Source organism: Microvirga guangxiensis (assembly GCF_900102135.1).
In the GTDB taxonomy this organism is placed as follows: domain Bacteria; phylum Pseudomonadota; class Alphaproteobacteria; order Rhizobiales; family Beijerinckiaceae; genus Microvirga; species Microvirga guangxiensis.
The window spans coordinates 137,868-160,396 of record NZ_FMVJ01000002.1 but is presented as its reverse complement, the minus strand read 5'-3'; the positions used below and the strand labels follow the sequence as shown (position 1 = coordinate 160,396).

Sequence of the window (22,529 nt, the reverse complement as noted above, 5' to 3'; positions counted from 1 at the left end):
AGCCAGTATAGAGGAAGTCTGCCCGCGTCGAGATCAGCGGTTTGCGATCAGGCCGCCCTGCTGCTCAAATCCGGGGAGGGCGGCGCGGGAGTTCTGCTTCCCGACAGGAATGGCAGGGCCTCGCCCGATTCCCTGAACAGGTGGCAGGATTCCGGGGCAAGCGCGAGAGCGACCTCCTGTCCGGCTTCATGATGAGCATCGCCCGGCTCGCGGATCGTCAGGTGACGCTCACCGCCGACATTCACGTAGAGCAGGTGGTTCTCACCCAGCTCCTCCACCAGCTCGATGCGACCGGTCAGGGTGCCCTGCGGCGAGAGCTTCATGTGGTCAGGGCGGATGCCCAGGGTGACGGTCTCGTTCATGCGCAGGCCCTCCGGCGAGACCGGAACGGTGATGCTACCGGCCTTGGGCAACTGCACCTGAACGCCGTCCGGACCGATATGGGAAACCGTGCAGGGGATGAAGTTCATCTGCGGCGAGCCGAGGAAGCCGGCGACAAAGAGATTGGCCGGGCGGTGATAAAGCTCGAGCGGCGTGCCGACCTGCTCGACGCGGCCCGCGTTGAGCACGACGATGCGGTCGGCGAGAGTCATCGCCTCCACCTGATCGTGTGTCACGTAGATCATGGTGGCGCGGGTGTCCGTGTGGAGCTTGGCGATCTCGATGCGGGTCTGCACGCGCAAAGCTGCGTCGAGGTTGGAGAGCGGCTCGTCGAAGAGAAATACTTTCGGGTCGCGCACGATGGCGCGGCCGATGGCGACGCGCTGGCGCTGCCCGCCGGAAAGTTGGCGGGGCTTGCGGTCGAGCAGGTTGTCGATCTGCAGCATGCGCGCGGCCTCGCGCACCTTGGAGTCGATATCGGCCTTTGAGGATTTCGCCAGCTCCAGGCCGAAGGCCATGTTGTCGTAGACGCTCATATGCGGGTAGAGCGCGTAGGACTGGAACACCATGGCGATGCCTCGCTTGGCGGGAGCAAGATCGTTCACCCGCTCGCCGCCGATGAAGAGTTCGCCCGAGGTGATGTCCTCGAGGCCCGCGATGAGGCGCAGCAGGGTGGACTTTCCGCAGCCGGACGGACCGACGAAGACGATGAACTCGCCGTCCCTGATGTCGAGATCGACACCATGGATCACATGGGTTCTGCCGAAGGTTTTGCGGACGTTTTTGAGAACGACATCAGCCATTTCAAATTCCTTGGTTATCCCTTGACCGCGCCTGCGGTGAGGCCCGCGACGATCTTGCGCTGGAAGACCAGCACCATGGCGATGATGGGCAGCGTCACGACGACGGAGGCCGCCATGATCGTGCCCCAGGGCAGCTCATAGGCGGTCGAGCCGCTCATGAGCGCGATGGCGGGCGGTACGGTGCGCTGCTCGTTGGTCAGGGTGAAGGTGAGGGCGAAGAGGAACTCGTTCCACGAGACGATGAAGGCGAGAAGGCCGGTGGTCACCGCCGCAGGCATCATGAGGGGCAGGAACACGCGGCGCACCACGATCCAGGGCGTGGCGCCGTCCACGAAAGCCGCTTCCTCGATCTCCTTCGGCAGTTCGCGCATGAAGGTGGTGAGCACCCAGACCGTGAAGGGCAGGGTGAGCATGAGGTTCGCGAGGATCAGACCGGGCAGTGTGTTGTAGAGGCCGAACGCGCGGATGAGCTCGAACATGCCCGACAGCACCGCCACCTGCGGGAACATGGAGACCGCGAGGATCGTCATGAGGAGCAGCGAGCGGCCCCTGAAGCGGATGCGCCCGAAGGCGTAAGCCGCCGTGATGCCAAGCGCCAGCGACAGAGCCACGACAGCGCCTGCCACCACAATCGAGTTGAAGATGTTCGTGCCGAAGGGCTGGCGCTCGAACACCGCGACGTAGTTCGAGAAATCGAGGCGCTCAGGGAGATAGGCGATTGTGAAGAGATCCGATCCCGAACGGAACGACGACATGATCGCGTAGTAGAACGGGAAGATCGAGAACAGGCCGACAGCCGCAACGAGCAGCCAGAAACCGATGCGGGTGAGCATTTTCATCGGGGATCTCCGCTCAGGCGCACCCGGCCCGCCGCCATGGTGATGACGATGAGAAGGGCGATGATGAGGAAGATGAGCGTGGAGGCCGCCGAGCCTAAGCCCACCTCCTGGAAATCCACGAGCTGCTGGCGCGCATAGACCGACATGGAGGCCGTGTCCCGCGAGTTGGCGGTGAGCACGTAGATCAGGTCGAACACGCGAAGCGCGTCGAGGGCGCGGAAGATCACGGCGACGATGAGCGCCGGCTTGATCAGCGGCAACGTCACGCGGAAGAAGACTTTCACCGGATGCACGCCGTCCACTTTCGCTGCCTCGTAGATGTCGCCCGGCAGCATCTGGAGGGCGGCGAGGATGAGGAGCGCCATGAAGGGCGTGGTCTTCCACACGTCCACCATCACCACCGTCCAGAGCGCTGTGTCCGGGTTCGCGGTCCAGGTGATGGGAGCGGCGATGAGGCCGAGGCGCAGGAGCATGTCGTTGATCACGCCGAACTGATCATGCAGCATCCAGTTCCACATCTTGGCCGAGACCACGGTGGGAATGGCCCATGGAATGAGGATCACGGCGCGCATGATGCCGCGTCCGGGGAAGGATGCGTTGAGGATCAGCGCGACGATGATGCCGAGCACGGTTTCGATGGAAACCGAGACGGCCGTGAACCACACCGTGTTCCAGACGGAATGCCACCAGTCCGGATCGGTGAGAAGACCGAACCATTCGCCGTCGTAATTGGCGACGTAGTTCTCGAAGCCGATGAATTCGTAATCCGCGAGATTGTTGAGGCTGGCATCCGTGAAGCTGAACCAGATCGTCCGCGCGAGGGGCCAGCCTGCGATCAGCGCCAGCACGATCAGCGTCGGAGCGATGAAGATCCATGCCGCCCTGATCCGCGAGCGGGTGAGGGAGGAGCGCCCTCCCTGCGCGGTTTCCCGTGCAGGGGAGGGCGCGGAGGCAACGGCACTCGACATGGTTATTGCCAGCCGTTGCGCTTGATCCGTTTCAGGTCTCGGTCGAGGCGGTTGAGCGCCTGCTCAGGCTGCGAGCGCTTCGAGAGCACTTGGTGAATCGCATTGAAGAACTCGGTCGAGACCTTGTTGTAGTTCTGGCCGGTCACCGTCGCGGGACGTGCGACGGCATTCGAGAACACATCCGCCAGATCGCCGATGAACGGATTGGCTTTTGCGATGTCCGTATCGCTGTAGAGCGACACGATGGTGGGGTTGAACGAGCCTTCGACGGCGCGGCGCTTCTGCTCGGCCTCGCCCGTCAGGTACATGACGAGGTCGGTCGCGGCCTCGGCATTCTTCGAGTATTTCGACACGGCGAGAAGCTGGCCGCCGAGCGTGCCCGCATGGCGTCCGTCGGCGCCGCCCTTCGGCAGGGGCGCGATGCCGACCTTGCCCTTGATGGTGCTGTCGGCGCCCTGAGCCAGGGCCCAGGCATAGGGCCAGTTGCGCATGAAGGCGGCGTTCCCGGCCTGGAAGACGCCGCGCGCTTCCTCCTCCGTGTAGTTGAGCACGCCCTCGGGCGTGATGGTGCCGACCCATCCGGCTGCGGTCTTGAGGGCCTCGGCGGCCTTCGGGTTCTCGACGGTGATCTCGCCCTTCTCATCGACGATCGTGCCACCGTTGTAGGAGGCGATCCATTCCAGCGCGACGGTGGTCAGGCCCTCATAGGCGCGGCCCTGCCAGACATAGCCCCAGAAATCGCCCTTGTCGTCCTTGCGCTCGCCCTCCTGGATGATGCGCGCGGTCTCCGTCAGGTCGGCCCAGGTCTGCGGCACGGGGCGCTTGTATTTGTCGAGCAGGTCCTGCCGGTAATAGAGCAGGCCCGCATCGGCGAACCACGGCATCGCCATGAGCTTGCCGTTGACGCGGCTGGTCTCGGCCATGGCGGGGAGGTGGCCGCCGATTTCGCCTTGGCCTTTCGCGGTCAGGTCGACCAGGTGATCGGCCAGGATGCCGGTCCACACCACGTCGATCTGAAACACGTCGATATCGCCCGCGCCGGCGGCCAGAAGCTGCTGGTAGAGGGCAAGACGTTCCGTGGCGGAGTTCGGCGTCGAGACGATCTTGACCGTGTTGCCGGTCTTCTGCGCCCAGGCATCGACGCCCTGCTTGCAGATCTCGTATTCCTTGCCGAGGGCGCTGCACGATATGGAAATCTCGACGGCGGAAACGCTGGCCGAGGCGAGCAGGCCTGCTGCTAACGTAAAACTCGCGATGAGGCGGGACATGGCTATCCTCCGGCGGCTTTAAGAATTATTGCTTAGCTTCATAAGACGCGAAGGTGCCTTTTGTTCCTTTGAAACATGGCCGTATGCGCGTCACGCCCCATTTCCATGCTCCTGAAATCGAAGGGTGCTCACATGAAAATTACCTGGTTCGGACATTCCGCCTTCCGGCTCGACTTCGCCGGCAAGGCTGTGCTCATCGATCCGTTCTTCACCGGCAATCCGGCCTTCGAAGGCGACAAGGCGAAGATCACGGAGGGGATCAGCCACATCCTGCTGACCCATGGCCACGGCGACCATGTGGGTGACACGGTGGAGATCGCAAAGGCCACAGGCGCGAAGGTCGTGACCAATTTTGAGCTGTGCATGTACCTGGCGAAACAGGGGGTCGAGAATGTCGATTCGATGAACACCGGCGGCACGACCGATCAGGGCGGGTTTACCGTCACCCTGGTGCGCGCGGACCATTCCTCCGGCCTCGTCGAAATGGACGTGAACTTCCCGCTGGGCTCCGCCAACGGCATCATCGTGAAGGCTCCGGGCGAGCCGACCGTCTATCACATGGGCGATACGGATATTTTCGGCGACATGGCGCTGATCGCAGAGATTCATCAGCCGGAGATCGCCATGGTGCCCATCGGCGACCGCTATACGATGGGCCCGGAAGTTGCAGCGCTCGCCGTCCAGCGTTATTTCAGCAACTTGAAGGCGGTCATCCCCTGCCACTACGCCTCGTTCCCGCCGCTCGTCCCCGATGCGGACCGCTTCGTGGCGGCCATGGAGGGTAAGGGCGTCCAGGTTGTGGTGCCTCACAAGACCGTCGCCGTGCGGGTTTAACCGATCCCGACCGCTCCACTCCGAAGGCCGGGCACGTCCCGGCCTTTCATGTTTCATCGGAGCTGGAGGCAGCTTCAACTTCTCACGGCAAAGCTAGAACTTGGCGTTTACAAAGCCGTTGAGTGTAGACGCTATGCTTGGAGTGATCTGTGGGACAACTGACTTTCGATGGCCGTGGGCCTTATGACCTGCCTAATGCAACTCATGCGGACGCTCATCGGGATGGCGATGGGTTCATCTTCTCGTTCCGGCTCTGGAGGTCGGAGCATGAATGGACCCTCGTGCGCATCAAGGTCAGCAATGAGGAGGCCGAGAAGGTGCAGCGCCAGATCGGCGACGAGCGCATGAAGTCCGACGGCAGCGTCATCATCTAGCTTAAGATGAAGCCGACCGTTGCCGCGCGGGCTCAATACTTGGATGAAAGCAAGAAAACCGGTTAGCGAATTCCATGCCGGAACGCCGAGAAACGGAGTCTCTTTCCTGCATTGGGAAACATCTCGCGGAGCTTCGCTTGGTCTTGAGCAGATGCATGCGAGGCCGTGACCGTGCCGGTCCTCCTCTCGAAGAGGCCCACGTTGTCGCTTCTGATTTCGATGATTCCGGCATCCAAGATCTCGCCTGGGCGAACCTCGATCATGTTCGCTCCATGGATTGGCGTTGCTGAGCCCGACTCCGCCGCAAACGGATTGGATCGGTCGCCGCCCATCCAACTCTTGCTGTTGCCGAACGTGCAGGTGATGTTGGTCATAACGTAGGAGCCAGGAGCGATCTGCACGAACTGGTCCTTGAACTCCTTCACGTGGTCGCTGCGAAGGCCTGAGAAGTCGAGAGTCAAGGCCTGTCCGAAGGCGTTGGCCATGGCTTCGAGCTGCGGCTTGGTATCGAACGTCGTCACATAGCCGATGTTGATGAAGCGGCTCATATCCATCTGCCCACCCTTCAGTGGACGTAGGCGGGCCATGCCCCGGCAGGGCTCCCCGTCTTTCCAGACGCGGACGATGATCATGGACGGTTCACTGCTCCGGGCCGCCTGCCGAGGCTTTTCCTTGGCCGTCGCAGCGGCCGGTAGGACGCAAAAAGCAGCTATAACTGCAGGGATGATCCTGCGGCGAAATGATCGAGAAGACATGCCTTGCCCTTCAGATGAGCCGGTTCGAGGCTCCTTTGTTCGGCAGGAATGTAACATAGTTATAAAAATATGAAACTTTGAGATAGGCTAGAGGAGAGAGGGCTCTAGGACCCTTCCTTTACATCCGACATTGCGGCCTCCGGCAGGCGGGTGCTATAGCCCGCCCATCGGAATTCCAAGGGGTATGACCATTCATGTCGGTCGATGAGAAAACGGTCCGCCGCATCGCCCATCTGGCGCGCATTGCCGTGACGGATCAGGAGGTGCCTCACCTCCAGGGCGAGCTCAACGCGATTCTCTCCTTCGTCGAGCAGCTCAACGAAGTGAACGTGGACGGCGTGGAGCCCATGACCTCCGTCACGCCCATGACCATGAAGAAGCGCCAGGATGGCGTGACCGATGGCGGCTATCCGGAGAAGATCGTCCAGAACGCCCCCGCCACGGAAGACAACTTCTTCCTAGTGCCGAAGGTGGTCGAGTAAGGCTCTCAGCCCTCCCGCCGCTCCTGAAACGAAGGCGTGGATGGCCGGGACGAACCCGGCCATGACGTCGAGATAAGAGATCCAGTCCAGTGACCGAACTGACCCATCTCACGATTGCCGAGGCCCGCGACGGCCTGAAGGCCAAGACCTTCTCCGCCACCGAGCTGGCGCAGGCCCACATTGCCGCCGTCGAGAAGGCGAAGGCGCTCAATGCCTATGTGCTCGAGACGCCCGAGAAGGCGCTCGCCATGGCGAAGGCCTCCGACGAGAAGATCGCCAAGGGCGAAGCCCGCCCGATGGAAGGCATTCCGCTCGGCATCAAGGACCTGTTCTGCACCGAGGGCGTGACCTCCACGGCAGCCTCCAAGATCCTCGGCAACTTCAAGCCGCCCTATGAATCCACCGTGACCCAGAACCTCTGGAACGACGGCGCGGTGATGCTCGGCAAGCTCAACATGGACGAGTTCGCCATGGGCTCCTCCAACGAGACCAGCGCCTTCGGCCCGGTCGTGTCGCCCTGGCGGCGCGAGGGCTCGAACGTAAGCGCGGGCGCATCCGGCCAGATCGAGGGCACGCATCTCGTCCCCGGCGGCTCCTCCGGCGGTTCGGCGGCGGCTGTGGCCGCTCACCTGTGCCTGGGCGCGACGGCGACCGATACCGGCGGCTCCATCCGCCAGCCTGCGGCCTTCACGGGCACCGTGGGCATCAAGCCGACCTATGGCCGCGTCTCCCGCTGGGGCACGGTGGCCTTCGCCTCGTCGCTCGATCAGGCCGGCCCCATCACCCGCACGGTGCGCGATGCCGCCATCATGCTGCGCTCCATGTCCGGGCCCGACGCCAAGGACACCACCTGCGTGGACCTGCCGGTTCCGGATTACGAGGCTGCCGTCACGCGCGGCGTGAAGGGCCTGAAGATCGGCATTCCGAAGGAATACCGCGTCGACGGCATGTCGCCTGAGATCGAGCAGCTCTGGCATCAGGGCGTCGAGTGGCTGCGCGCCGCCGGCGCCGAGATCGTCGAGGTCTCCCTGCCGCACACCAAATACGCGCTTCCCGCCTACTACATCGTGGCTCCCGCGGAGGCCTCTTCGAACCTCGCCCGCTATGACGGCGTGCGCTACGGCCTGCGCGAGAACGGCAAGGACATCGTCGAACTCTACGAGAAGTCCCGCGCCGCCGGTTTCGGCCGCGAAGTGAAGCGCCGCATCATGATCGGCACCTACGTGCTCTCGGCGGGCTATTACGACGCCTATTACGTGCGCGCCCAGAAGATCCGCACGCTCATCAAGCAGGACTTCGAGAAGGTCTATGCGGACGGCGTGCACGCGATCCTCACCCCAGCTACGCCGACCGCCGCCTTCGGCATCGGCGAGAAGGGCTCCGGCGATCCGGTGGAGATGTACCTCAACGACATTTTCACGGTGACCGTGAACATGGCGGGCCTTCCCGGCATCGCGGTTCCCGCCGGTCTCGACGCGCAGGGCCTGCCGCTCGGCCTCCAGCTCATCGGCCGCGCCTTCGACGAGGAGACGCTCTTCGCCGCCGGTCAGGTGATCGAGGATGCTGCCGGCCGCATCAAGCTGCCTCAGCCCTGGTGGGCCTAAGCAGCGTGGGACCGACCGTTCCCGTCGTCACCCTCTGGGATTGGCTGCCTGCGGCCTTCGACCCGGTGCTGATCCTGATTGCCGTGCTGCTCGGCTGGAAGGCCGATCAGTTCGGCAAGGTGCTCATCGCCGCCATCGCGGCGCTGGTCGTGTCCGTGCTGGCGTCATGGCTCATCGCGAGCTTCGGCATCCCCTGGATCGCGCCGGTTCGGGCCGATGGGCTGACGCTGTTTCCCGTGCGCGTCGTCGCGGCCCTGATCTGGGCCAGCGGCGCTTACGCCGCGCGACGCATGGTGAAACGCTGAGCGCAGATTAGGTTTCGGCCAGTCCGGCTCCTGCTCCGGCCGGATTGCCGAGAGCCGTTGCGATCTCGGCCAGGGTCGCCTTCTCGGCGTCGCTCACGGCGACGCCGCCGAACCCAAGAAATCCGCCTTCCTTGCCGGCTTCAGCCGATTTCTGCGCCACGCTCCAGAGCCAGGACTTGAAAGCGGCGGCATCGCCGGGCGCCTTCGTGTCGAGAAGGGCTGAGACCGCGCTCAGTTCCTCGATGGCCTTGCGCTTCACATCGGCGAATTGACTGCCCTTGAACTGGGACTGGAAGGAATCCTTCACAGCATTGCGCGTCTGCGCGTTGCTGATGTCGTCGGCCACGGCTTTCACGAGAGGGGTGGCCTGAGCGTCCTGCTTGGCCTCCAGAAGCGCCCATCCGCTGGACATCGATTCCTGCAGCAGGCTGAAGAGCCCGCCCGGATCGGCAGCGGTGATCGCCATGCTCGCCACGATCGGGCTTGCAACGAGACGGGACCATTCTTCCGGGGTGAAAGAGGACTTGTCGGCCATCGGAGTGCTCCTGGTTTCCATGCTGCACGAACCTTAAGCGCTCCTGCTCGCGCTTGGTTCCCGGAAGTTATGAGCGGGCCAACGACGAAAAGGGCCTGACCGAAGCCAGGCCCTTGTCGCAGTTTACGCAAAACGCAAGGTTACTGCGGGTTGGCCGGAGCCGACGGAGCAGCCGGGGCTGCCGGAGCAGACGGGGCCGGGGTCGTCGGGGTAGCCGGAGCGGTGGACGAGCCACCCGTTGCACCCGAGCCGGTCGCCGGAGACGAGCTTTCCGTCTGCGTGCCGACGGCGCCCGTGGTGCTCGGCTCGTTGCCGCCATCGTAGAAAAGGAAGGCGAGCAGGCCGAGAGCGATAACAAGACCGCCGATCACGTAAGCAAGAGTGTTGGAACCGCGCGCGCTGTTATCGTAGACATTGGTCTCGCGATTGTAGACGTTCGGTTCGCGATCCATGGGATCCATAGCCATTTTAATCTCCTTGACCGTTTTACCTCCCGTTCAACGCCCAATCTTGGATGCGGTTTCATCCCAGCGTGGCAATTATCTTAAATCACTGTGCATAAATCAGAATTAATCTTGGCCTTTGCCGCGCTAATCTGAACGCCTGTTCATCTTGAAAGGGGTTGACCGTACCTCACGACGATCTTACTCCGGGCAGGAAACATAAGAGATTGAAGGCTCAAGGCTCATGAACGCTCCGGTGAACCCGAAGAAGCTCATCAAAGGCGCGACAGGCGATTGGGAAATCGTCATCGGCATGGAAATCCACGCTCAGGTGACAAGCCAGGCCAAGCTGTTTTCCGGCGCTTCGACTGCCTTCGGCAACGAGCCGAACAGCAATGTCTCCCTGGTGGATGCGGCCATGCCCGGCATGCTGCCCGTCATCAACGAGGAATGCGTGCGCCAGGCGATCCGCACCGGCCTCGGCCTCAAGGCCGAGATCAACCTGAAGAGCACGTTCGACCGGAAGAACTATTTCTACCCGGATCTGCCGCAGGGCTACCAGATCAGCCAGTACAAGAGCCCCATCGTGGGCGAGGGCGAAGTGATCGTGGACGTGCCGGAGACCGGCGAGACGATCACGGTGCGCATCGAGCGCCTGCATCTCGAGCAGGACGCCGGCAAGTCGATCCACGACCTGCACCCGACCATGAGCTTCGTCGATCTCAACCGCTCCGGCGTGGCGCTGATGGAAATCGTGTCGAAGCCGGATCTGCGCTCGGCGGACGAGGCGCGCGCCTATGTGACGAAGCTGCGCACGATCCTGCGCTATCTCGGCACCTGCGACGGCGACATGGACAAGGGCAACCTGCGCGCCGACGTGAACGTGTCGGTTCGTCGTCCCGGCGAGGATCTGGGCACGCGCTGCGAGATCAAGAACGTCAACTCGATCCGCTTCATCGGTCAGGCCATCGAGGTCGAGGCCCGCCGCCAGATCGCGATCATCGAGGACGGTGGCGTGATCGAGCAGGAGACGCGCCTCTACGATCCCGGCAAGGGCGAGACGCGCTCCATGCGCTCGAAGGAAGAAGCGCACGATTACCGCTACTTCCCCGATCCCGACCTGCTGCCGCTGGAATTCGACCAGGCCTATGTGGACGACCTCGCCCAGCATCTGCCGGAGCTGCCGGACGAGAAGAAGGCCCGCTTCATGGCCGATTACGGCCTCTCGGCCTATGACGCGAGCGTGCTGGTGGCCGAGCGTGCCTCCGCCGACTTCTTCGAGGAGGTGGCGAAGGGCCGCGACGGCAAGGCCGCCGCGAACTGGATCATCAACGAGCTGTTCGGCCGCCTCAACAAGGAAGGCAAGGACATCACGGAATCGCCTGTCTCCGCGAGCCAGCTCGGCGGCATCATCGAGCTCATCGGCGAGAACGTGATCTCCGGCAAGATCGCCAAGGACCTGTTCGAGATCGTCTTCACCGAAGGTGGCGACCCGCGCGACATCGTCGAGAAGCGCGGCATGAAGCAGGTGACAGATACGGGCGCCATCGAAAAGGCCGTGGACGAGATCATCGCCGCCAATCCCGACAAGGTGGAGCAGGCGAAGGCGAAGCCCACGCTGCTCGGCTGGTTCGTCGGCCAGGTGATGAAGCAGACCGGCGGCAAGGCCAACCCGCAGGCGGTCAACGAGATCCTGAAGGCGAAGCTCGGGATCGAGTGATCGTGAGCGAGGCGCAAACCCTTAGCCTGCGCACCGCGGAAGATCGCGATGCGCAGGATCTGTTCGGGCTTCTGACCCTCTGCTTTGCGGATTTTCCCGGCTGTTATGTCGATCCTCACGACGACCTGAAGGATCTGCTGAAGCCGGGCGCTGCGCGCAAGAACGACGGCCTTCTCTGGGTGACGGAAGATGAGAGCGGGCGTGTCTGCGCCTGCGCCTGCGTCGATTTCCCGGAAGCCGCAACCGCGGAACTGCATCGGCTTTACGTGCGCCCGGATCAACAGGGCAGGGGCCTCGGCTCATCGCTCGTGCGCGCCGTCGAGCGCCATGCCCGCGAGAAGGGCGCGACGCGCATGGTCCTCTGGTCCGACACGCGCTTTACCGACGCGCACCGACTCTACAGAAAGTTGGGCTACACGCAGACGGATCGGCTGCGCGATCTCGGAGATATTTCGAACTCGTCGGAATATTTTTTCGAGAAGACGCTTTAAGGCGTCCACTTTCAAGATCTCAAGCCTCCTTCGAGACGCCGCTGACGCGTCTCCTCAGGATGAGGACAGCGGGTAATTCCTACCGCATGTCCTTCACGGAATCTCATAGACGAAGAACTCGTTGTTGATCCCACGCAATGTCGTCTTCTGCAGATTGGGGCGGATGCCTTGCGTCTCGATGATCTCCTGCGCTTCCGGGTTCTCGACCACTGAGTCCGTCGCGTAGATCGAGTGCGACATCGCAAGGTTCTGCACGCGCGATGCGATGTTCACGGTCTGCCCGAAATAATCCTGCCGTTCGTTGAGCATCACAGCCAGGCACGGCCCTTCGTGAATGCCGATCTTGAGCAGAAGGTCTTCCTTTCCACGCTCCTTGTTGAGCATGCGCATGGCCTCGCGCATCCTGAGCGCCGCCGAGACCGCATGGTCCGGCGTCGGGAAGGTGGCCATCACCGCATCGCCGATGGTTTTCACCACGGCTCCGGCCTCTGACGCGACGATCTCGTTCAGCACGCGGAAATGCTCTCGCACCAGATCGTAGGCAACGAGGTCGCCCACGCGCTCGTAGAGTTCCGTGGAGCCCTTGAGGTCGGTGAACAGGAAGGTGAGGCTCGTGATTTTGAGACGCTGGTCGATGTCGAGCGTTTCCGTGCGGTAGATGTCGCGGAAGGTCTGGTTGGTCAGGAGGCGTTTGGCCGTCAGGAACGGCCGGCGGTGCTCCATCAGGCCGTGCAGCTTGTCATCGGCGATCCACACGGCGGGAAGCGTGCGCCGCTTGGTGTGATTTTCGAGCTGCAGGCGCAACGGTCCCGGGTGCATCTTCAGGGTGCTGTTCTCCGCATGGAGCTCATTGAGGATGAGAGACAGGTTCTGGCGCTCGCGCGTGGGTTCGCCCTGAACGCCGATGTACTGAGCGGCATGCGTGACCGGATCGAACACGATCACGAAATTCGCTGGAAGCTGCAGGGAGAGAATGACCCGTTCTCCGGGCGGCAGCTCGACGGCGTCGAGCACGATCTCATCGAGCAGCTGCTCGAAGTTATCCGGCAGATCGACGCCGGAACTCCAGAAGATCTGCCGCAGATATTCATGCATCGGCAGCTTGTCCGGCTCATGCGCGGCGATCTTGCGGATGCGCGGGCTGATGGTGAAGGTTACCTCGACCATCTCGTCCAGTGTCGGCTCGTAACCCGCCGCGCAGAGAGCGCAGCTGTATTCCTCCTGGTTCAAGGATTTGAGGCTTGTGCCTTCGTTCAGCACGCCTCCGCATCCCGGACACAGGACGTTCCAGGACATCTCGAAGAGGCCGATCCTGGCCGCGTGGAGGAAGGCCGCAATGCTCGCCTCCTCATCGAGGCCGTGCTTTGCCGCAAAGGCGAGAACATTGATGCGGTTGAGTTCGTGATCGGGCGCGTCACGGATCAGGCGCTCGATGTGGTCGACGATCGTGCGATCGGCAGATTGCTGCAATACCGCGAGAAGTTTCCGGTCTTCACTCATGGTCCGACCTCCTTCGAGGCGCAGTTCGGATAGAGTTCCAAGCATCGTTGGCCGCATATGGGGAGATATGCGTCCTGGATGCCGGTCCATACGCTTTCAGAATACTACGTTATGGGCTCAATGGCTTGCAGAATAGGGATTTGAGCCCTCATTCCGGCAATGGCGGAGCTACGCCACACCGAATTCCTCGGCATAGCGGTTCGCGACTCGCGTCTGCCACAGGCAGAGGAAGGGGGCCACGACCAGCTCGACGATCAGCCCGCCAACCATGAAGAGCGAGGGCAGGCCGGTCAGCGCGAGGCCGATGAGGCGTCCCAGGCCTCCGGTGACCACGAGGAGGGTCAACAGCCGGAAGCGGTTGGTGTGTTCCTCGATGCGGGGAAGGGTGCTCCAGAAGCACAGGCCGATGCCGAGGAGCAGGCCCGAGAGGAAGCGAAAGTGGCTTTCGGCCGAGATGCTGACGGCGTCGCCCGTCAGCGCCTGCCCGAAGAGCACGCCATAGAGGCCTGTGGCCACGGGAATGGTGGCAACGATGGCAACTGCCTGCTGCAGCAGCTTCCGCTCACGATTCATGCTGGGCATAAATCCCTCCTGCGCCCATTTCTGCCGCTTTCGTATCGGAACGCAATCCACTAGGTTCCCAGAGAACAGAAATATCGCACGGGGGATGCGCATGCCTGCACGTTTCGAGCTTCACGGAATGGCTCTGTCCGGACCGACCTACAGAGTGGCCCTGATGCTGGCCCTGGCGGGCGAGCCTTTCGACTACGTGCACGTGAACATGATGCAGGGCGAGCACAAGCAGCCCGCCTATCTGTCGAAGCAGCGCTACGGCCAAGTGCCTCTGCTGATCGACCGGAACAACGGTCGCCATCTCTGCCAGTCGGCGGCGATCCTGGAATATCTGTCGGATACACTCGGCAAGTTCGGCGGCGCGACGCTGGACGAGCGGTTCCAGGCGCGGGAGTGGATGTATTGGGATTTCGACCGGCTTGCCTCGAACGTCTACCGCGCCCGCGCCATCCGGCTCGGCATTCGTCCGGCGGCTCCTGAGGTGCTCGAGTTCAGCATGGCGGGAGGAAACGCTGCCCTGAAAGTGCTCGAAGAGCATCTTGCCGGTCGTGACTGGCTTGTCGGAGAGGGCGTGAGCATCGCCGATATCGACATCTACGGCGTCGTCGCGCTCGCCGAGGAGGGCGGCTTCGATCTCGGTGCCTATCCTCATGTTCTGGCCTGGATGAAGCGGATGGAGGCCTTGCCTCACTTTGCGTCGCGAACGGCTCTGCTGCCGATGGAATCGCGGGTGGCCGCATGAGCAGCCTGGACATCCGCGAGGCGAGGGCGGAAGACCTCGAAGCGATCATCCGCCTGCACGAGGAGGATGAGCTCGGCTCCCATGGGGACACGTGGACGCCCGAGACGAAACCCGCTTACGAAGCGGCTTTCGCCGCCATCGCGCGCAGCCCCGAGAACGTGCTGTTCGTGGCCGTCGATGGCGGTGAGGTCATCGGCACGTTCCAGCTGACCTTCATCCCCAATCTCACCGGACGCGGCGCTTTGCGCGTGAAGGTGGAAAGCGTGAAGGTGAAGGCTGCTCGCCGCTCCGGCGGCATCGGCGCGAAGATGATGGCCTTCGCCGAGGATTACGCCCGCACCCGCGGCGCGGCGATGCTGGAGCTGACGTCCAACAAGACCCGCAAGGCCGCGCATCGGTTCTACGAGCGACTGGGGTTTTCCCAGAGCCATGAGGGCTTCAAGAAGAAGTTTTGAGGCTTTGCTCCTTCGTCATCACAGGCCTTGTGCCTGTGATGACGAGCGGGGTTTGAGCACCCCCTTGGTAAAGGGAGCGCTCCAATAGGCTCAAGCCTTCGTGCCGCCCTTGAGGCGCGTGTTGCAGGCGCTCCAGTATTTCGGCCATTTCATGCCGGGCTCGATCTTCTTGGCGGCCTTGGCTTCCTTCCACTCGGCGCTGCACTTGGTCATGCGCTCGCGGGCCGCAAGCTGGGCGGCGGTCGGCTCCTTTTTCGGCTTCGTCTGGGCAACGGCCGGAGCGGCGAAAGCCAGGGCCAGGGTGGCGGCAAGTGCTGTGCCGAGAATGCGGTTCATCATGAATATCCCCATAGGCGCTTCGAATGGCGCTCAAGCTCATCTCATAATGAAACAATGAAACATGCAAGGTGCCCACGGCAGCCATGCGCTCTATCCACCGTAAACCTGCAGCTTTGAGGATGCGGGATCGGGCACAATACCCTACCTTCCCGGAAGATCAGCATCGTCACACAAGGAGAGGCCTGCCATGGCGGCGTCCGCCCAACAACCGATCGATCTCTATTACTGGCCGACCCCGAACGGGTGGAAGATCACCATCATGCTCGAGGAATGCGGTCTGCCCTATGCGATCCATCCGGTGAATATCGGCAAGGGCGACCAGTTCAAGCCTGAATTCCTGAGCATCTCGCCCAACAACAAGATGCCGGCCATCGTCGATCACGATGGTCCGGACGGGCAGCCGATCTCCGTCTTCGAGTCCGGCGCGATCCTGCAATATCTCGGCCGCAAGACAGGCCGGTTCTACAGCCAAGACGAGCGCGGGCGCGTCGAGGTCGATCAATGGCTGTTCTGGCAGATGGGCGGCTTCGGCCCCATGCTCGGCCAGACGCACCATTTTCGCATCTATGCGCCGGAGCAGGTGCCCTATGCCATCGAGCGCTACACCAACGAGACCAACCGGCTCTACGGCGTGCTCAACAAGCGCCTGGCTGACCGGGAGTTCGTGGCAGGCGAGTATTCCATCGCCGACATGGCCATCGCCCCCTGGGCCAAGCTCTGGGAGCGCCAGGGCCAGAACATCGAGGATTTCCCGCATGTGAAGCGCTGGCTTGCCGCCGTCCTGGAGCGTCCGGCTGTCCAGCGGGCTCTGGAGGTCGGGGCGGAGGATCGCGGTTCCAACGACATGAAGGACCCGGCCGTGCAGGCCATCCTGTTCGGGCAGAAGGCGCGCTAAATCAGAAACGTCATCCCGGGGCCGCGGAGCGGAACCCGGGATCGTATGACGAGTAACTCGCCATATCCTGACGACGATCCCGGATCGGCTTCGCCGTCCGGGATGACGCTACAGGAACCTTAATTCAGCTTCGACCAGGTCTGCGAGCGGCAGATGAGGCCACTGAGGACGCAGCCGGAGAGCTGCATGGCCTTGCCGGCGAAGGTCATCTTGCCCGTATAGGTCTTGCCGTCCTTGTAATTGTAGAGCTGGCCCGTGAAGCCGTCTCCGGAGGGCTGGATGTTGGAGATCATCTGGATGCCCACGAGGTCGCGGTTCTTCAGATTGGCGTCGGGGTTGTAGACGTCCTTGGCCTCGCCCTTCACGGAGACGATGGTGCCGCAATAGGCTTGGCCGCAGCGGGCGATCCGCACCCGGGTTTCTCCGGTCTCGCTGAGATAGGTTCCGCTCGGGTCCAGAGCCTGGGCGTGCGCCGCTCCGGTCAGCAGGAGAAGGCCAAGCGCGGCAAGGGATAGAGACTTCATGGTGATCCTCCGGGCCGGCCTTCCGGGAGGCCGGTCAGAGGAGGAGACTAGAGGACAGAATTCAGCTTTCCAATCCGTGCCGCTCTTTACGATAACCTTCGCAATCGCGAAAAGGCGCTTGAGGGGGAGGGGCCTCGCCGCTATAAGCGCCGGACTTTCCCGATTTTTCTCTTCAAACAAGGGTGACCTTCCATGGCCATCGAGCGTACTTTCTCCATCATCAAGCCCGACGCCACCGAGCGTAACCTGACCGGCGCCGTCAATGCCGTCATCGAGAAGGCCGGCCTGCGCATCGTCGCGCAGAAGCGCATCCTCATGAGCCGCCGCGAGGCCGAGACCTTCTACGCGGTCCACAAGGAGCGCCCCTTCTTCGGCGAGCTTGTGGACTTCATGATCTCCGCTCCGGTCGTCGTGCAGGTTCTGGAAGGCGAGAACGCCGTTCTCCGCTACCGCGAGATCATGGGCGCCACCAACCCGGAGAGCGCTGCCGAGGGCACCATCCGCAAGCTCTACGCCAAGTCCATCGGCGAGAACTCGGTCCACGGCTCCGACAGCCTCGACAACGCCAAGATCGAGATCGCCCAGTTCTTCTCGGGCAACGAGATCGTCGGCTAAGCCTTTTCAGGCTTTCCGGACGGAATGATCAGGCCGCCTTCAGGGCGGCCTTTTCTTTTTGAGGTGAGGGCCTCGCGCGCGTTTCCCTCCCCCTTGCGGGGAGGGGCAGGGGTGGGGGTGGTTTGACTGGGTGAGCGTATCGGGAGTCTGGCGCTGTAACGGCCTTCATGCTCGCTGGATCAAGCGCAGCGCTCCGACCTTGCGACCCCCACCCTCGATCCCTCCCCGCAAGGGGGAGGGAAGCATAAGCGGCCTTTTCTTTGCCTTTCCCATCCTTCATGATGCGCCCGCCATGAACCAAGCTCCTCGCATCGAACGCCGCGCTTCCGTCTGCCCGCACGATTGTCCGTCGGTCTGCTCCCTCGACGTGGAGGTCGTCGACGGAAAGAGCATCGGGCGCGTCCATGGGGCGAAAACCAATACCTACACGGCGGGCGTGATCTGCGCGAAGGTCGCGCGCTATGCGGAGCGCATCCACCATCCGGAGCGGCTGCTCTATCCGATGAAGCGCACCGGCCCGAAGGGGTCGGGTCAGTTCGAGCGGATCTCCTGGGACGAGGCCCTCGACATCGTCGCGAAAGCCTTCCTCAAGGCGGAGGAAGAGTTCGGTTCGGAATCCGTCTGGCCTTATTACTACGCGGGCACCATGGGCCTCGTGATGCGCGACGGCATCAACCGCCTGCGCCACGTGAAGAAATATTCCGGCCAGTATTCCACCATCTGCACCCCCATGGGCTGGACAGGCTATGTGGCCGGCACCGGCAAGCTCGCAGGGTCCGATCCGCGCGAGATGGCGGTGTCGGATTGCGTAGTGATCTGGGGCACGAACCCGGTTCACACGCAGGTCAACGTGATGACGCATGCCATGCGCGCCCGGAAGGAGCGCGGTGCCAAGATCGTCGCCGTCGACATCTACATGAACGCCACCATGAAGCAGGCCGACATGGCGCTGCTCGTGAAGCCGGGCACCGATGGGGCGCTCGCCTGCGCGGTAATGCATGTGCTGTTCCGCGACGGTTATGCGGACTGGGATTATCTCAACCGCTACACCGATCATCCGCGCGAGCTGGAAGCGCATTTGAAGACGCGCGATCCCGCCTGGGCTTCCGCCATCACCGGCCTGTCGGTGGAAGAGATCGAAGCCTTCGCGAAGCTCATCGGCACCACCAAGCGCAGCTTCTTCCGCCTCGGTTACGGTTTCGGCCGCCAGCGCAACGGCGCGGTGAACATGCATGCGGCGGCCTGCATTCCGGCGGTGACGGGTGCGTGGCAACACGAGGGCGGCGGCGCGTTCCATTCCAACAGCGGCATCTTCAAGTGGAACAAGGCACTCATCGAAGGGCATGACGCCATCGACCGTTCGATCCGCGTGCTCGATCAGTCGCAGATCGGGCGCGTGCTCACCGGCGATACGCAAGCTCTCTACAACGGTCCGCCGGTCAAGGCGTTGCTGATCCAGAACACCAATCCGGTCTCCGTCGCGCCGGAGCAGGAATTGGTGAAGCAGGGCTTTGCTCGCGAGGATCTGTTCGTGTGCGTGCACGAACAGTTCATGACCGAGACGGCGATGATGGCGGATGTCGTTCTGCCCGCGACCATGTTCATGGAGCACGACGATCTCTATTCCGGCGGCGGGCATCAGCATTTCCAGGTCGGCCCGAAGCTCATCGACGCGCCGGGCGAATGCTGGTCGAACCATGAGGTGACGCGCGCGCTCGCCAAGCGCATCGGCGCGGAACATCGCGCCTTCGACATGGAGCCGCGCGAGATCATCGACTGGACCCTTCGCAATTCCGGCTGGGGCAGCATCGAGGAACTCGAGGCTGCCGTGCACAAGGATGTGCAGCCGCCCTTCGAGGAAGCGCATTTCCTCAAAGGCTTCGGCTATCCGGATGGCAAGTTCCGCTTCAAGCCGGATTGGACTTCGGTGCCGTCCTACAACAACGGCCCGATGGGGCCCCATGCCAGCATGCCGGAATTCCCGGACCATTGGGGCGTCATCGAAGCCGCGACGGAGGAATATCCCTTCCGGCTCGCCACCAGCCCGGCGCGCAGCTTCCTGAATTCCTCCTTCACGGAAACGCCCGGCTCCGTCGCCAAGGAGGGCAGGCCGGAGGTGATGATCCATCCCTCCGACGCGCAGATTCAGGCCATTGCCGACGGCGATTGGGTGAAGCTGAGGAACCATCGCGGTGAAGTCTACCTGCGCGCCCGCCTGTTCGAGGGCGTGCGGCGCGGCGTGCTGATTGCGGAAGGCATCTGGCCCAACAAGGCGCATCCGCAAGGACGCGGCATCAACACTCTCACCGGCGGCGATCAGGTGGCGCCCTATGGCGGCGCGGCTTTCCACGACAATCGCGTGGCGCTGGAGAAGGTGAGCGGCGATCTCGCGGTGGAGACGCCCGTCGTGATGGTTCGTGAGAGGCTTGAGCCGGTTGTTGTCTAAGTCTTAATCCTGTTTTCGCGTAAGCCTTGATCGCTGACTTCCAACCCTATTCTTAAGCTCCGACGTGAACATTGTTCTTGGGGAGCTTTCCATGATCTCGACCTTCCGCGCGCTGCTCGCGGCTACGGCCCTGGCCGCCAGCGCGACGGCGGCCCTCGCTGCCGCCTCCAACACGCCCACCATGTACCAGCCCGACCCGGCCCTGAAGACCGCCAGCATGTCCGAGCTGCGGTCGCGGGTGAGCCAGGCCTGCGCCATCATCCAGGCCAAGCAGGAGAACGCCAGTGAGGCTTCCTTTTCCGGCAAATGCGGCTGCTATGCAGGCCGTACCATGCGCTCCCTGAGCGCCGACGAGGTGCAGGCCTATCGCGACACCGGCGTGTTCAACGACAGCGCCCGCGAGAAGGCCCTCGCGGCTCTCGACGCCTGCAAGCTCTCGCGTCCTCGGATGTAAGCTGAGACACCGTCATCCCGGACGGCGAAAGCCGATCCGGGATCGTCGCCAGGATAGGGCGCTATAATCGTCACGCGATCCCGGGTTCTGCTCCGCAGCCCCGGGATGACATGTTTCAGGTGGGCGAGCGCAACGCGCCTTCGCTGTTCCAGCTTTCCGAAAAGACCACGCGCCCGTTTTCGAGCCGCGCGCTGCCGTCGCTGATCATGCGGAGCGCTTGCGGATAGAGCGAATGCTCCTGCACGAGGATGCGGGCGGCGAGGCTCTCTTCCGTATCGCCGGGGATCACCGGCACCGCGGCCTGGGCGATGATGGGGCCTGCGTCGAGTTCCGGCACCACGAAATGCACCGTGCACCCGTGGATGAGCACGCCTTCTTCCAGCGCCCGCCGATGGGTGTGCACGCCGCGGAACAGGGGCAGCAGGGAAGGGTGAATGTTGATCATCCTGCCCGCCCAGCGCTCCACGAACCAATCCGTGAGCACGCGCATGAAACCGGCAAGGCAGATGAACTCGATGCCGTGCTCGGTGAGCACCGCATCCATCGCCTGCTCGAAATCCTCGCGGGTGGGATGATCCTTGTGATCGATGATCGCCGTCGCAATGCCTGCCTGCCGCGCGCGTTCGAGGCCGGCCGCATCGGGACGGTTCGAAAGAACGAGGGCGATCTCAGCCGGAAAGTCCGGCGCGGATGCGGCCTCGATCAACGAGACCATGTTGGACCCGCGCCCGGAAATCAGAACGGCAACGCGGCGTGGCATCAGAGTTTCAGGGAGCCTGCATACTGCACGGGCTCGCCGCCCGCATGTGCGATGGTTTCGCCGATGCGCACCGGGTTCTCTCCGGCTTGGCGCAGACGTTCGATCACCGCATCGGCCTTGTCGGCGGAGGCCACCACGATCATGCCGATGCCGCAGTTGAAGGTGCGCAGCATCTCCGCTTCCGCCACGCCGCCGGTTTTGGCGAGCCAGCCGAACACGGGCGGTGCGTCGATGGCATCGAGATCGAGCCGCACGCCGACGCCGTCGGGCAGCACGCGCGGAATGTTGTCGGGGAAGCCGCCGCCGGTGATGTGGCACAGGGCATTGATGCCGTCGCCGCCTTTCAACACCTGAAGCAGGGCCTTCACGTAAATGCGGGTCGGCTCGAGCAGGGCCTGGGCCAGCGTCTTGCCCGAGGCGAACGGGGCAGGCGCATCCCAGGCGAGGCCGGAATGCTCGACGATGCGGCGCACCAGCGAGAAGCCGTTGGAATGGACGCCGGAGGAGGGCAGGCCGATGAGCACGTCGCCCGCCTTCACGTCCTTCGGCAGCAGCGTGCCGCGTTCAGCCGCGCCCACGGCGAAGCCGGCGAGGTCGTAATCGCCCTTGGCGTAGAGGCCCGGCATCTCCGCCGTCTCGCCGCCGATGAGCGCGCAGCCCGCCTGGAGGCAGCCGTCGGCGATGCCCTTCACGATGTGGACGCCGACCTCGGGAGAGAGCTTTCCGGTGGCGAAGTAATCGAGGAAGAAGAGGGGCTCCGCGCCCTGCACGATGATGTCGTTCACGCACATGGCCACGAGGTCGATGCCGATCGTGTCGTGGATGCCGGTATCGATGGCGATCTTCACCTTGGTGCCCACGCCGTCATTAGCAGCCACCAGGATCGGGTCCTTGAAGCCCGCGGCCTTCAGGTCGAACAGGCCGCCGAAACCGCCGATCTCAGCGTCCGCTCCCGGGCGGCGCGTGGACCGCACCAGGGGTTTGATCTGGTCGACCATGGCATTGCCAGCATCGATGTCGACGCCCGCTTGGGCATAGGTCAGGCCGTTCGTCTGCTTCTCGGTCATGGGACACCCCGTGTTGGGGTGGGGAGTAAGACGAGAAGGGCGGGGAGGCAAGGAGGAATTGAGGCTGCAGGGGGATGATCCCCACGCCGTCAGCCCGGACGGGGCGCGGCATCAGTGCGGAAGCGCCCGAGGATGAGGCGCATGTTTCCCTCCCCCTTGCGGGGAGAGGAAGGGGTGGGGGTGGTTTGACTGGGTGAGTGCTCAAACCAGTGAAGCTGTGATCCCTCTCCTGGGTTGGAAGAGGTCGAGCCTGATCCGGACAGGGCGGTCCCTCACCCCTGCCCCTCTCCCACCCGGGAGAGGGGATATGCTATCGGGTCGTCGTGCGGTCTGGATGCCTGCTGCGCTGCTCCTCAG

26 protein-coding genes are annotated in these 22,529 nt (G+C 63.1%); 13 read left to right on the top strand and 13 right to left on the bottom strand.

Features of this window, described 5'->3' with window-relative positions; all coding sequences use genetic code 11:
- Nucleotides 1-47: 47 nt before the first annotated feature.
- From BLP10_RS00770 to BLP10_RS00755, 4 genes are read right to left on the bottom strand one after another with little or no spacing between them, the layout of a single operon-like run.
- Complete coding sequence (locus BLP10_RS00770; RefSeq protein ID WP_091128216.1) at nucleotides 48-1,184, bottom strand: ABC transporter ATP-binding protein; 1,137 nt, start codon at nucleotides 1,182-1,184, stop codon at nucleotides 48-50.
- Between the two features lie 14 nt (nucleotides 1,185-1,198).
- A complete protein-coding gene (locus tag BLP10_RS00765) occupies nucleotides 1,199-2,023 on the bottom strand; it encodes a carbohydrate ABC transporter permease (RefSeq protein ID WP_091128213.1) in 825 nt (274 codons plus the stop codon).
- The gene (locus BLP10_RS00760; protein ID WP_091128209.1) at nucleotides 2,020-2,991 is read right to left on the bottom strand and encodes a carbohydrate ABC transporter permease; all 972 of its coding nucleotides are present in this window, start codon (nucleotides 2,989-2,991) and stop codon (nucleotides 2,020-2,022) included. Before BLP10_RS00760 ends, BLP10_RS00765 begins: the two co-directional genes overlap by 4 nt.
- Before the next feature lie 2 nt (nucleotides 2,992-2,993).
- Entirely contained in the window at nucleotides 2,994-4,259 is a 1,266-nt protein-coding gene (locus BLP10_RS00755) for an ABC transporter substrate-binding protein (RefSeq protein WP_091128206.1), read from the bottom strand.
- 132 nt (nucleotides 4,260-4,391) lie between these two features.
- On the opposite strand from BLP10_RS00755, the gene BLP10_RS00750 reads away from it, so the two are divergent.
- A complete protein-coding gene (locus BLP10_RS00750; RefSeq protein ID WP_091129964.1) occupies nucleotides 4,392-5,093 on the top strand; it encodes a metal-dependent hydrolase in 702 nt (233 codons plus the stop codon).
- Between the two features lie 149 nt (nucleotides 5,094-5,242).
- Entirely contained in the window at nucleotides 5,243-5,467 is a 225-nt protein-coding gene (locus BLP10_RS00745) for a hypothetical protein (protein ID WP_091128202.1), read from the top strand.
- Nucleotides 5,468-5,529: 62 nt separating this feature from the next.
- Here the strand turns inward: BLP10_RS00745 and BLP10_RS00740 are convergent, their stop codons facing one another.
- A complete protein-coding gene (locus tag BLP10_RS00740) occupies nucleotides 5,530-6,054 on the bottom strand; it encodes a hypothetical protein (RefSeq protein WP_139165404.1) in 525 nt (174 codons plus the stop codon).
- Between the two features lie 362 nt (nucleotides 6,055-6,416).
- Between BLP10_RS00740 and gatC the strand changes: the two genes are divergently transcribed.
- The 3 genes from gatC to BLP10_RS00725 all read left to right on the top strand — a co-directional run bounded on the left by gatC (nucleotide 6,417) and on the right by BLP10_RS00725 (nucleotide 8,613).
- Nucleotides 6,417-6,704, top strand: a complete 288-nt coding sequence (gatC, locus tag BLP10_RS00735; RefSeq protein ID WP_091128194.1) for an Asp-tRNA(Asn)/Glu-tRNA(Gln) amidotransferase subunit GatC — start codon at nucleotides 6,417-6,419, stop codon at nucleotides 6,702-6,704.
- Between the two features lie 89 nt (nucleotides 6,705-6,793).
- A complete protein-coding gene (gene gatA, locus BLP10_RS00730; protein WP_091128191.1) occupies nucleotides 6,794-8,308 on the top strand; it encodes an Asp-tRNA(Asn)/Glu-tRNA(Gln) amidotransferase subunit GatA in 1,515 nt (504 codons plus the stop codon).
- A 5-nt stretch (nucleotides 8,309-8,313) separates the two neighbouring features.
- On the top strand, nucleotides 8,314-8,613 hold the full coding sequence (locus BLP10_RS00725) for a hypothetical protein (protein WP_091129960.1): 300 nt from the start codon (nucleotides 8,314-8,316) through the stop codon (nucleotides 8,611-8,613).
- A gap of 7 nt (nucleotides 8,614-8,620) precedes the next feature.
- On the opposite strand, the gene BLP10_RS00720 is transcribed toward BLP10_RS00725, so the two are convergent.
- On the bottom strand, nucleotides 8,621-9,148 hold the full coding sequence (locus BLP10_RS00720; RefSeq protein WP_091128188.1) for a hypothetical protein: 528 nt from the start codon (nucleotides 9,146-9,148) through the stop codon (nucleotides 8,621-8,623).
- 140 nt (nucleotides 9,149-9,288) lie between these two features.
- A complete protein-coding gene (locus BLP10_RS00715) occupies nucleotides 9,289-9,615 on the bottom strand; it encodes a hypothetical protein (protein ID WP_139165403.1) in 327 nt (108 codons plus the stop codon).
- Nucleotides 9,616-9,835: 220 nt separating this feature from the next.
- Here BLP10_RS00715 and gatB point away from each other — a divergent pair, with 220 nt between their 5' ends.
- A complete protein-coding gene (gene gatB, locus BLP10_RS00710) occupies nucleotides 9,836-11,311 on the top strand; it encodes an Asp-tRNA(Asn)/Glu-tRNA(Gln) amidotransferase subunit GatB (RefSeq protein WP_091128181.1) in 1,476 nt (491 codons plus the stop codon).
- A 2-nt stretch (nucleotides 11,312-11,313) separates the two neighbouring features.
- The gene (locus BLP10_RS00705) at nucleotides 11,314-11,802 is read left to right on the top strand and encodes a GNAT family N-acetyltransferase (protein ID WP_175493713.1); all 489 of its coding nucleotides are present in this window, start codon (nucleotides 11,314-11,316) and stop codon (nucleotides 11,800-11,802) included.
- Nucleotides 11,803-11,895: 93 nt separating this feature from the next.
- Here BLP10_RS00705 and BLP10_RS00700 read toward each other — a convergent pair whose 3' ends face one another.
- Together BLP10_RS00700 and BLP10_RS00695 are read right to left on the bottom strand one after the other, a co-directional pair.
- The gene (locus BLP10_RS00700; protein WP_091128176.1) at nucleotides 11,896-13,302 is read right to left on the bottom strand and encodes an adenylate/guanylate cyclase domain-containing protein; all 1,407 of its coding nucleotides are present in this window, start codon (nucleotides 13,300-13,302) and stop codon (nucleotides 11,896-11,898) included.
- Nucleotides 13,303-13,470: 168 nt separating this feature from the next.
- Nucleotides 13,471-13,875 carry a DUF4345 domain-containing protein gene (locus tag BLP10_RS00695; protein ID WP_091129956.1) on the bottom strand — a complete coding sequence of 135 codons (405 nt, stop codon included), beginning with the start codon at nucleotides 13,873-13,875 and terminating at the stop codon, nucleotides 13,471-13,473.
- Between the two features lie 100 nt (nucleotides 13,876-13,975).
- Here BLP10_RS00695 and BLP10_RS22735 point away from each other — a divergent pair, with 100 nt between their 5' ends.
- Both BLP10_RS22735 and BLP10_RS00680 read left to right on the top strand, forming a co-directional pair.
- Nucleotides 13,976-14,617 carry a glutathione S-transferase family protein gene (locus BLP10_RS22735; protein WP_175493712.1) on the top strand — a complete coding sequence of 214 codons (642 nt, stop codon included), beginning with the start codon at nucleotides 13,976-13,978 and terminating at the stop codon, nucleotides 14,615-14,617.
- Nucleotides 14,614-15,072 carry a GNAT family N-acetyltransferase gene (locus BLP10_RS00680; RefSeq protein ID WP_091128172.1) on the top strand — a complete coding sequence of 153 codons (459 nt, stop codon included), beginning with the start codon at nucleotides 14,614-14,616 and terminating at the stop codon, nucleotides 15,070-15,072. Before BLP10_RS22735 ends, BLP10_RS00680 begins: the two co-directional genes overlap by 4 nt.
- 90 nt (nucleotides 15,073-15,162) lie before the next feature.
- Here the strand turns inward: BLP10_RS00680 and BLP10_RS00675 are convergent, their stop codons facing one another.
- Nucleotides 15,163-15,411, bottom strand: a complete 249-nt coding sequence (locus BLP10_RS00675; RefSeq protein ID WP_091129949.1) for a hypothetical protein — start codon at nucleotides 15,409-15,411, stop codon at nucleotides 15,163-15,165.
- 187 nt (nucleotides 15,412-15,598) lie between these two features.
- On the opposite strand from BLP10_RS00675, the gene BLP10_RS00670 reads away from it, so the two are divergent.
- Nucleotides 15,599-16,306, top strand: a complete 708-nt coding sequence (locus BLP10_RS00670) for a glutathione S-transferase N-terminal domain-containing protein (RefSeq protein ID WP_091128169.1) — start codon at nucleotides 15,599-15,601, stop codon at nucleotides 16,304-16,306.
- Nucleotides 16,307-16,425: 119 nt separating this feature from the next.
- On the opposite strand, the gene BLP10_RS00665 is transcribed toward BLP10_RS00670, so the two are convergent.
- A complete protein-coding gene (locus BLP10_RS00665) occupies nucleotides 16,426-16,830 on the bottom strand; it encodes a DUF2147 domain-containing protein (protein ID WP_091128167.1) in 405 nt (134 codons plus the stop codon).
- 192 nt (nucleotides 16,831-17,022) lie between these two features.
- On the opposite strand from BLP10_RS00665, the gene ndk reads away from it, so the two are divergent.
- From ndk to BLP10_RS00650, 3 genes are all read left to right on the top strand, one after another.
- On the top strand, nucleotides 17,023-17,445 hold the full coding sequence (gene ndk / locus BLP10_RS00660) for a nucleoside-diphosphate kinase (RefSeq protein ID WP_091128163.1): 423 nt from the start codon (nucleotides 17,023-17,025) through the stop codon (nucleotides 17,443-17,445).
- A 292-nt stretch (nucleotides 17,446-17,737) separates the two neighbouring features.
- Nucleotides 17,738-19,891 (top strand): molybdopterin oxidoreductase family protein, encoded by a 2,154-nt coding sequence (locus tag BLP10_RS00655; RefSeq protein ID WP_091128159.1) that lies wholly within the window; start codon nucleotides 17,738-17,740, stop codon nucleotides 19,889-19,891.
- Between the two features lie 91 nt (nucleotides 19,892-19,982).
- Nucleotides 19,983-20,345: a hypothetical protein gene (locus BLP10_RS00650; RefSeq protein ID WP_091128155.1), complete on the top strand. Its 363-nt coding sequence runs from the start codon at nucleotides 19,983-19,985 to the stop codon at nucleotides 20,343-20,345.
- A 115-nt stretch (nucleotides 20,346-20,460) separates the two neighbouring features.
- On the opposite strand, the gene purN is transcribed toward BLP10_RS00650, so the two are convergent.
- Together purN and purM are read right to left on the bottom strand one after the other, a co-directional pair.
- The gene (gene purN / locus BLP10_RS00645) at nucleotides 20,461-21,105 is read right to left on the bottom strand and encodes a phosphoribosylglycinamide formyltransferase (protein WP_091128151.1); all 645 of its coding nucleotides are present in this window, start codon (nucleotides 21,103-21,105) and stop codon (nucleotides 20,461-20,463) included.
- Complete coding sequence (gene purM / locus BLP10_RS00640) at nucleotides 21,105-22,172, bottom strand: phosphoribosylformylglycinamidine cyclo-ligase (RefSeq protein ID WP_091128149.1); 1,068 nt, start codon at nucleotides 22,170-22,172, stop codon at nucleotides 21,105-21,107. Before purM ends, purN begins: the two co-directional genes overlap by 1 nt.
- Between the last annotated feature and the right edge of the window lie 357 nt (nucleotides 22,173-22,529).

Excerpts from the sequence above, each read along its gene's own strand:
- BLP10_RS00715 (WP_139165403.1), bottom strand. The coding sequence starts at position 9,615 with ATGGCTATGGATCCCATGGATCGCGAACCGAACGTCTACAATCGCGAG.
- BLP10_RS00740 (WP_139165404.1), bottom strand. The coding sequence starts at position 6,054 with ATGGCCCGCCTACGTCCACTGAAGGGTGGGCAGATGGATATGAGCCGC.
- purM (WP_091128149.1), bottom strand. The coding sequence starts at position 22,172 with ATGACCGAGAAGCAGACGAACGGCCTGACCTATGCCCAAGCGGGCGTC.
- BLP10_RS00755 (WP_091128206.1), bottom strand. The coding sequence starts at position 4,259 with ATGTCCCGCCTCATCGCGAGTTTTACGTTAGCAGCAGGCCTGCTCGCC.
- BLP10_RS00700 (WP_091128176.1), bottom strand. The coding sequence starts at position 13,302 with ATGAGTGAAGACCGGAAACTTCTCGCGGTATTGCAGCAATCTGCCGAT.
- BLP10_RS00680 (WP_091128172.1), top strand. The coding sequence starts at position 14,614 with ATGAGCAGCCTGGACATCCGCGAGGCGAGGGCGGAAGACCTCGAAGCG.
- BLP10_RS00750 (WP_091129964.1), top strand. The coding sequence starts at position 4,392 with ATGAAAATTACCTGGTTCGGACATTCCGCCTTCCGGCTCGACTTCGCC.
- BLP10_RS00665 (WP_091128167.1), bottom strand. The coding sequence starts at position 16,830 with ATGAAGTCTCTATCCCTTGCCGCGCTTGGCCTTCTCCTGCTGACCGGA.
- BLP10_RS00650 (WP_091128155.1), top strand. The coding sequence starts at position 19,983 with ATGATCTCGACCTTCCGCGCGCTGCTCGCGGCTACGGCCCTGGCCGCC.
- BLP10_RS00770 (WP_091128216.1), bottom strand. The coding sequence starts at position 1,184 with ATGGCTGATGTCGTTCTCAAAAACGTCCGCAAAACCTTCGGCAGAACC.
- purN (WP_091128151.1), bottom strand. The coding sequence starts at position 21,105 with ATGCCACGCCGCGTTGCCGTTCTGATTTCCGGGCGCGGGTCCAACATG.
- BLP10_RS00765 (WP_091128213.1), bottom strand. The coding sequence starts at position 2,023 with ATGAAAATGCTCACCCGCATCGGTTTCTGGCTGCTCGTTGCGGCTGTC.
- BLP10_RS22735 (WP_175493712.1), top strand. The coding sequence starts at position 13,976 with ATGCCTGCACGTTTCGAGCTTCACGGAATGGCTCTGTCCGGACCGACC.
- gatB (WP_091128181.1), top strand. The coding sequence starts at position 9,836 with ATGAACGCTCCGGTGAACCCGAAGAAGCTCATCAAAGGCGCGACAGGC.
- ndk (WP_091128163.1), top strand. The coding sequence starts at position 17,023 with ATGGCCATCGAGCGTACTTTCTCCATCATCAAGCCCGACGCCACCGAG.
- BLP10_RS00670 (WP_091128169.1), top strand. The coding sequence starts at position 15,599 with ATGGCGGCGTCCGCCCAACAACCGATCGATCTCTATTACTGGCCGACC.
- BLP10_RS00760 (WP_091128209.1), bottom strand. The coding sequence starts at position 2,991 with ATGTCGAGTGCCGTTGCCTCCGCGCCCTCCCCTGCACGGGAAACCGCG.
- gatC (WP_091128194.1), top strand. The coding sequence starts at position 6,417 with ATGTCGGTCGATGAGAAAACGGTCCGCCGCATCGCCCATCTGGCGCGC.
- BLP10_RS00675 (WP_091129949.1), bottom strand. The coding sequence starts at position 15,411 with ATGATGAACCGCATTCTCGGCACAGCACTTGCCGCCACCCTGGCCCTG.
- BLP10_RS00720 (WP_091128188.1), bottom strand. The coding sequence starts at position 9,148 with ATGGCCGACAAGTCCTCTTTCACCCCGGAAGAATGGTCCCGTCTCGTT.
- BLP10_RS00695 (WP_091129956.1), bottom strand. The coding sequence starts at position 13,875 with ATGAATCGTGAGCGGAAGCTGCTGCAGCAGGCAGTTGCCATCGTTGCC.
- BLP10_RS00655 (WP_091128159.1), top strand. The coding sequence starts at position 17,738 with ATGAACCAAGCTCCTCGCATCGAACGCCGCGCTTCCGTCTGCCCGCAC.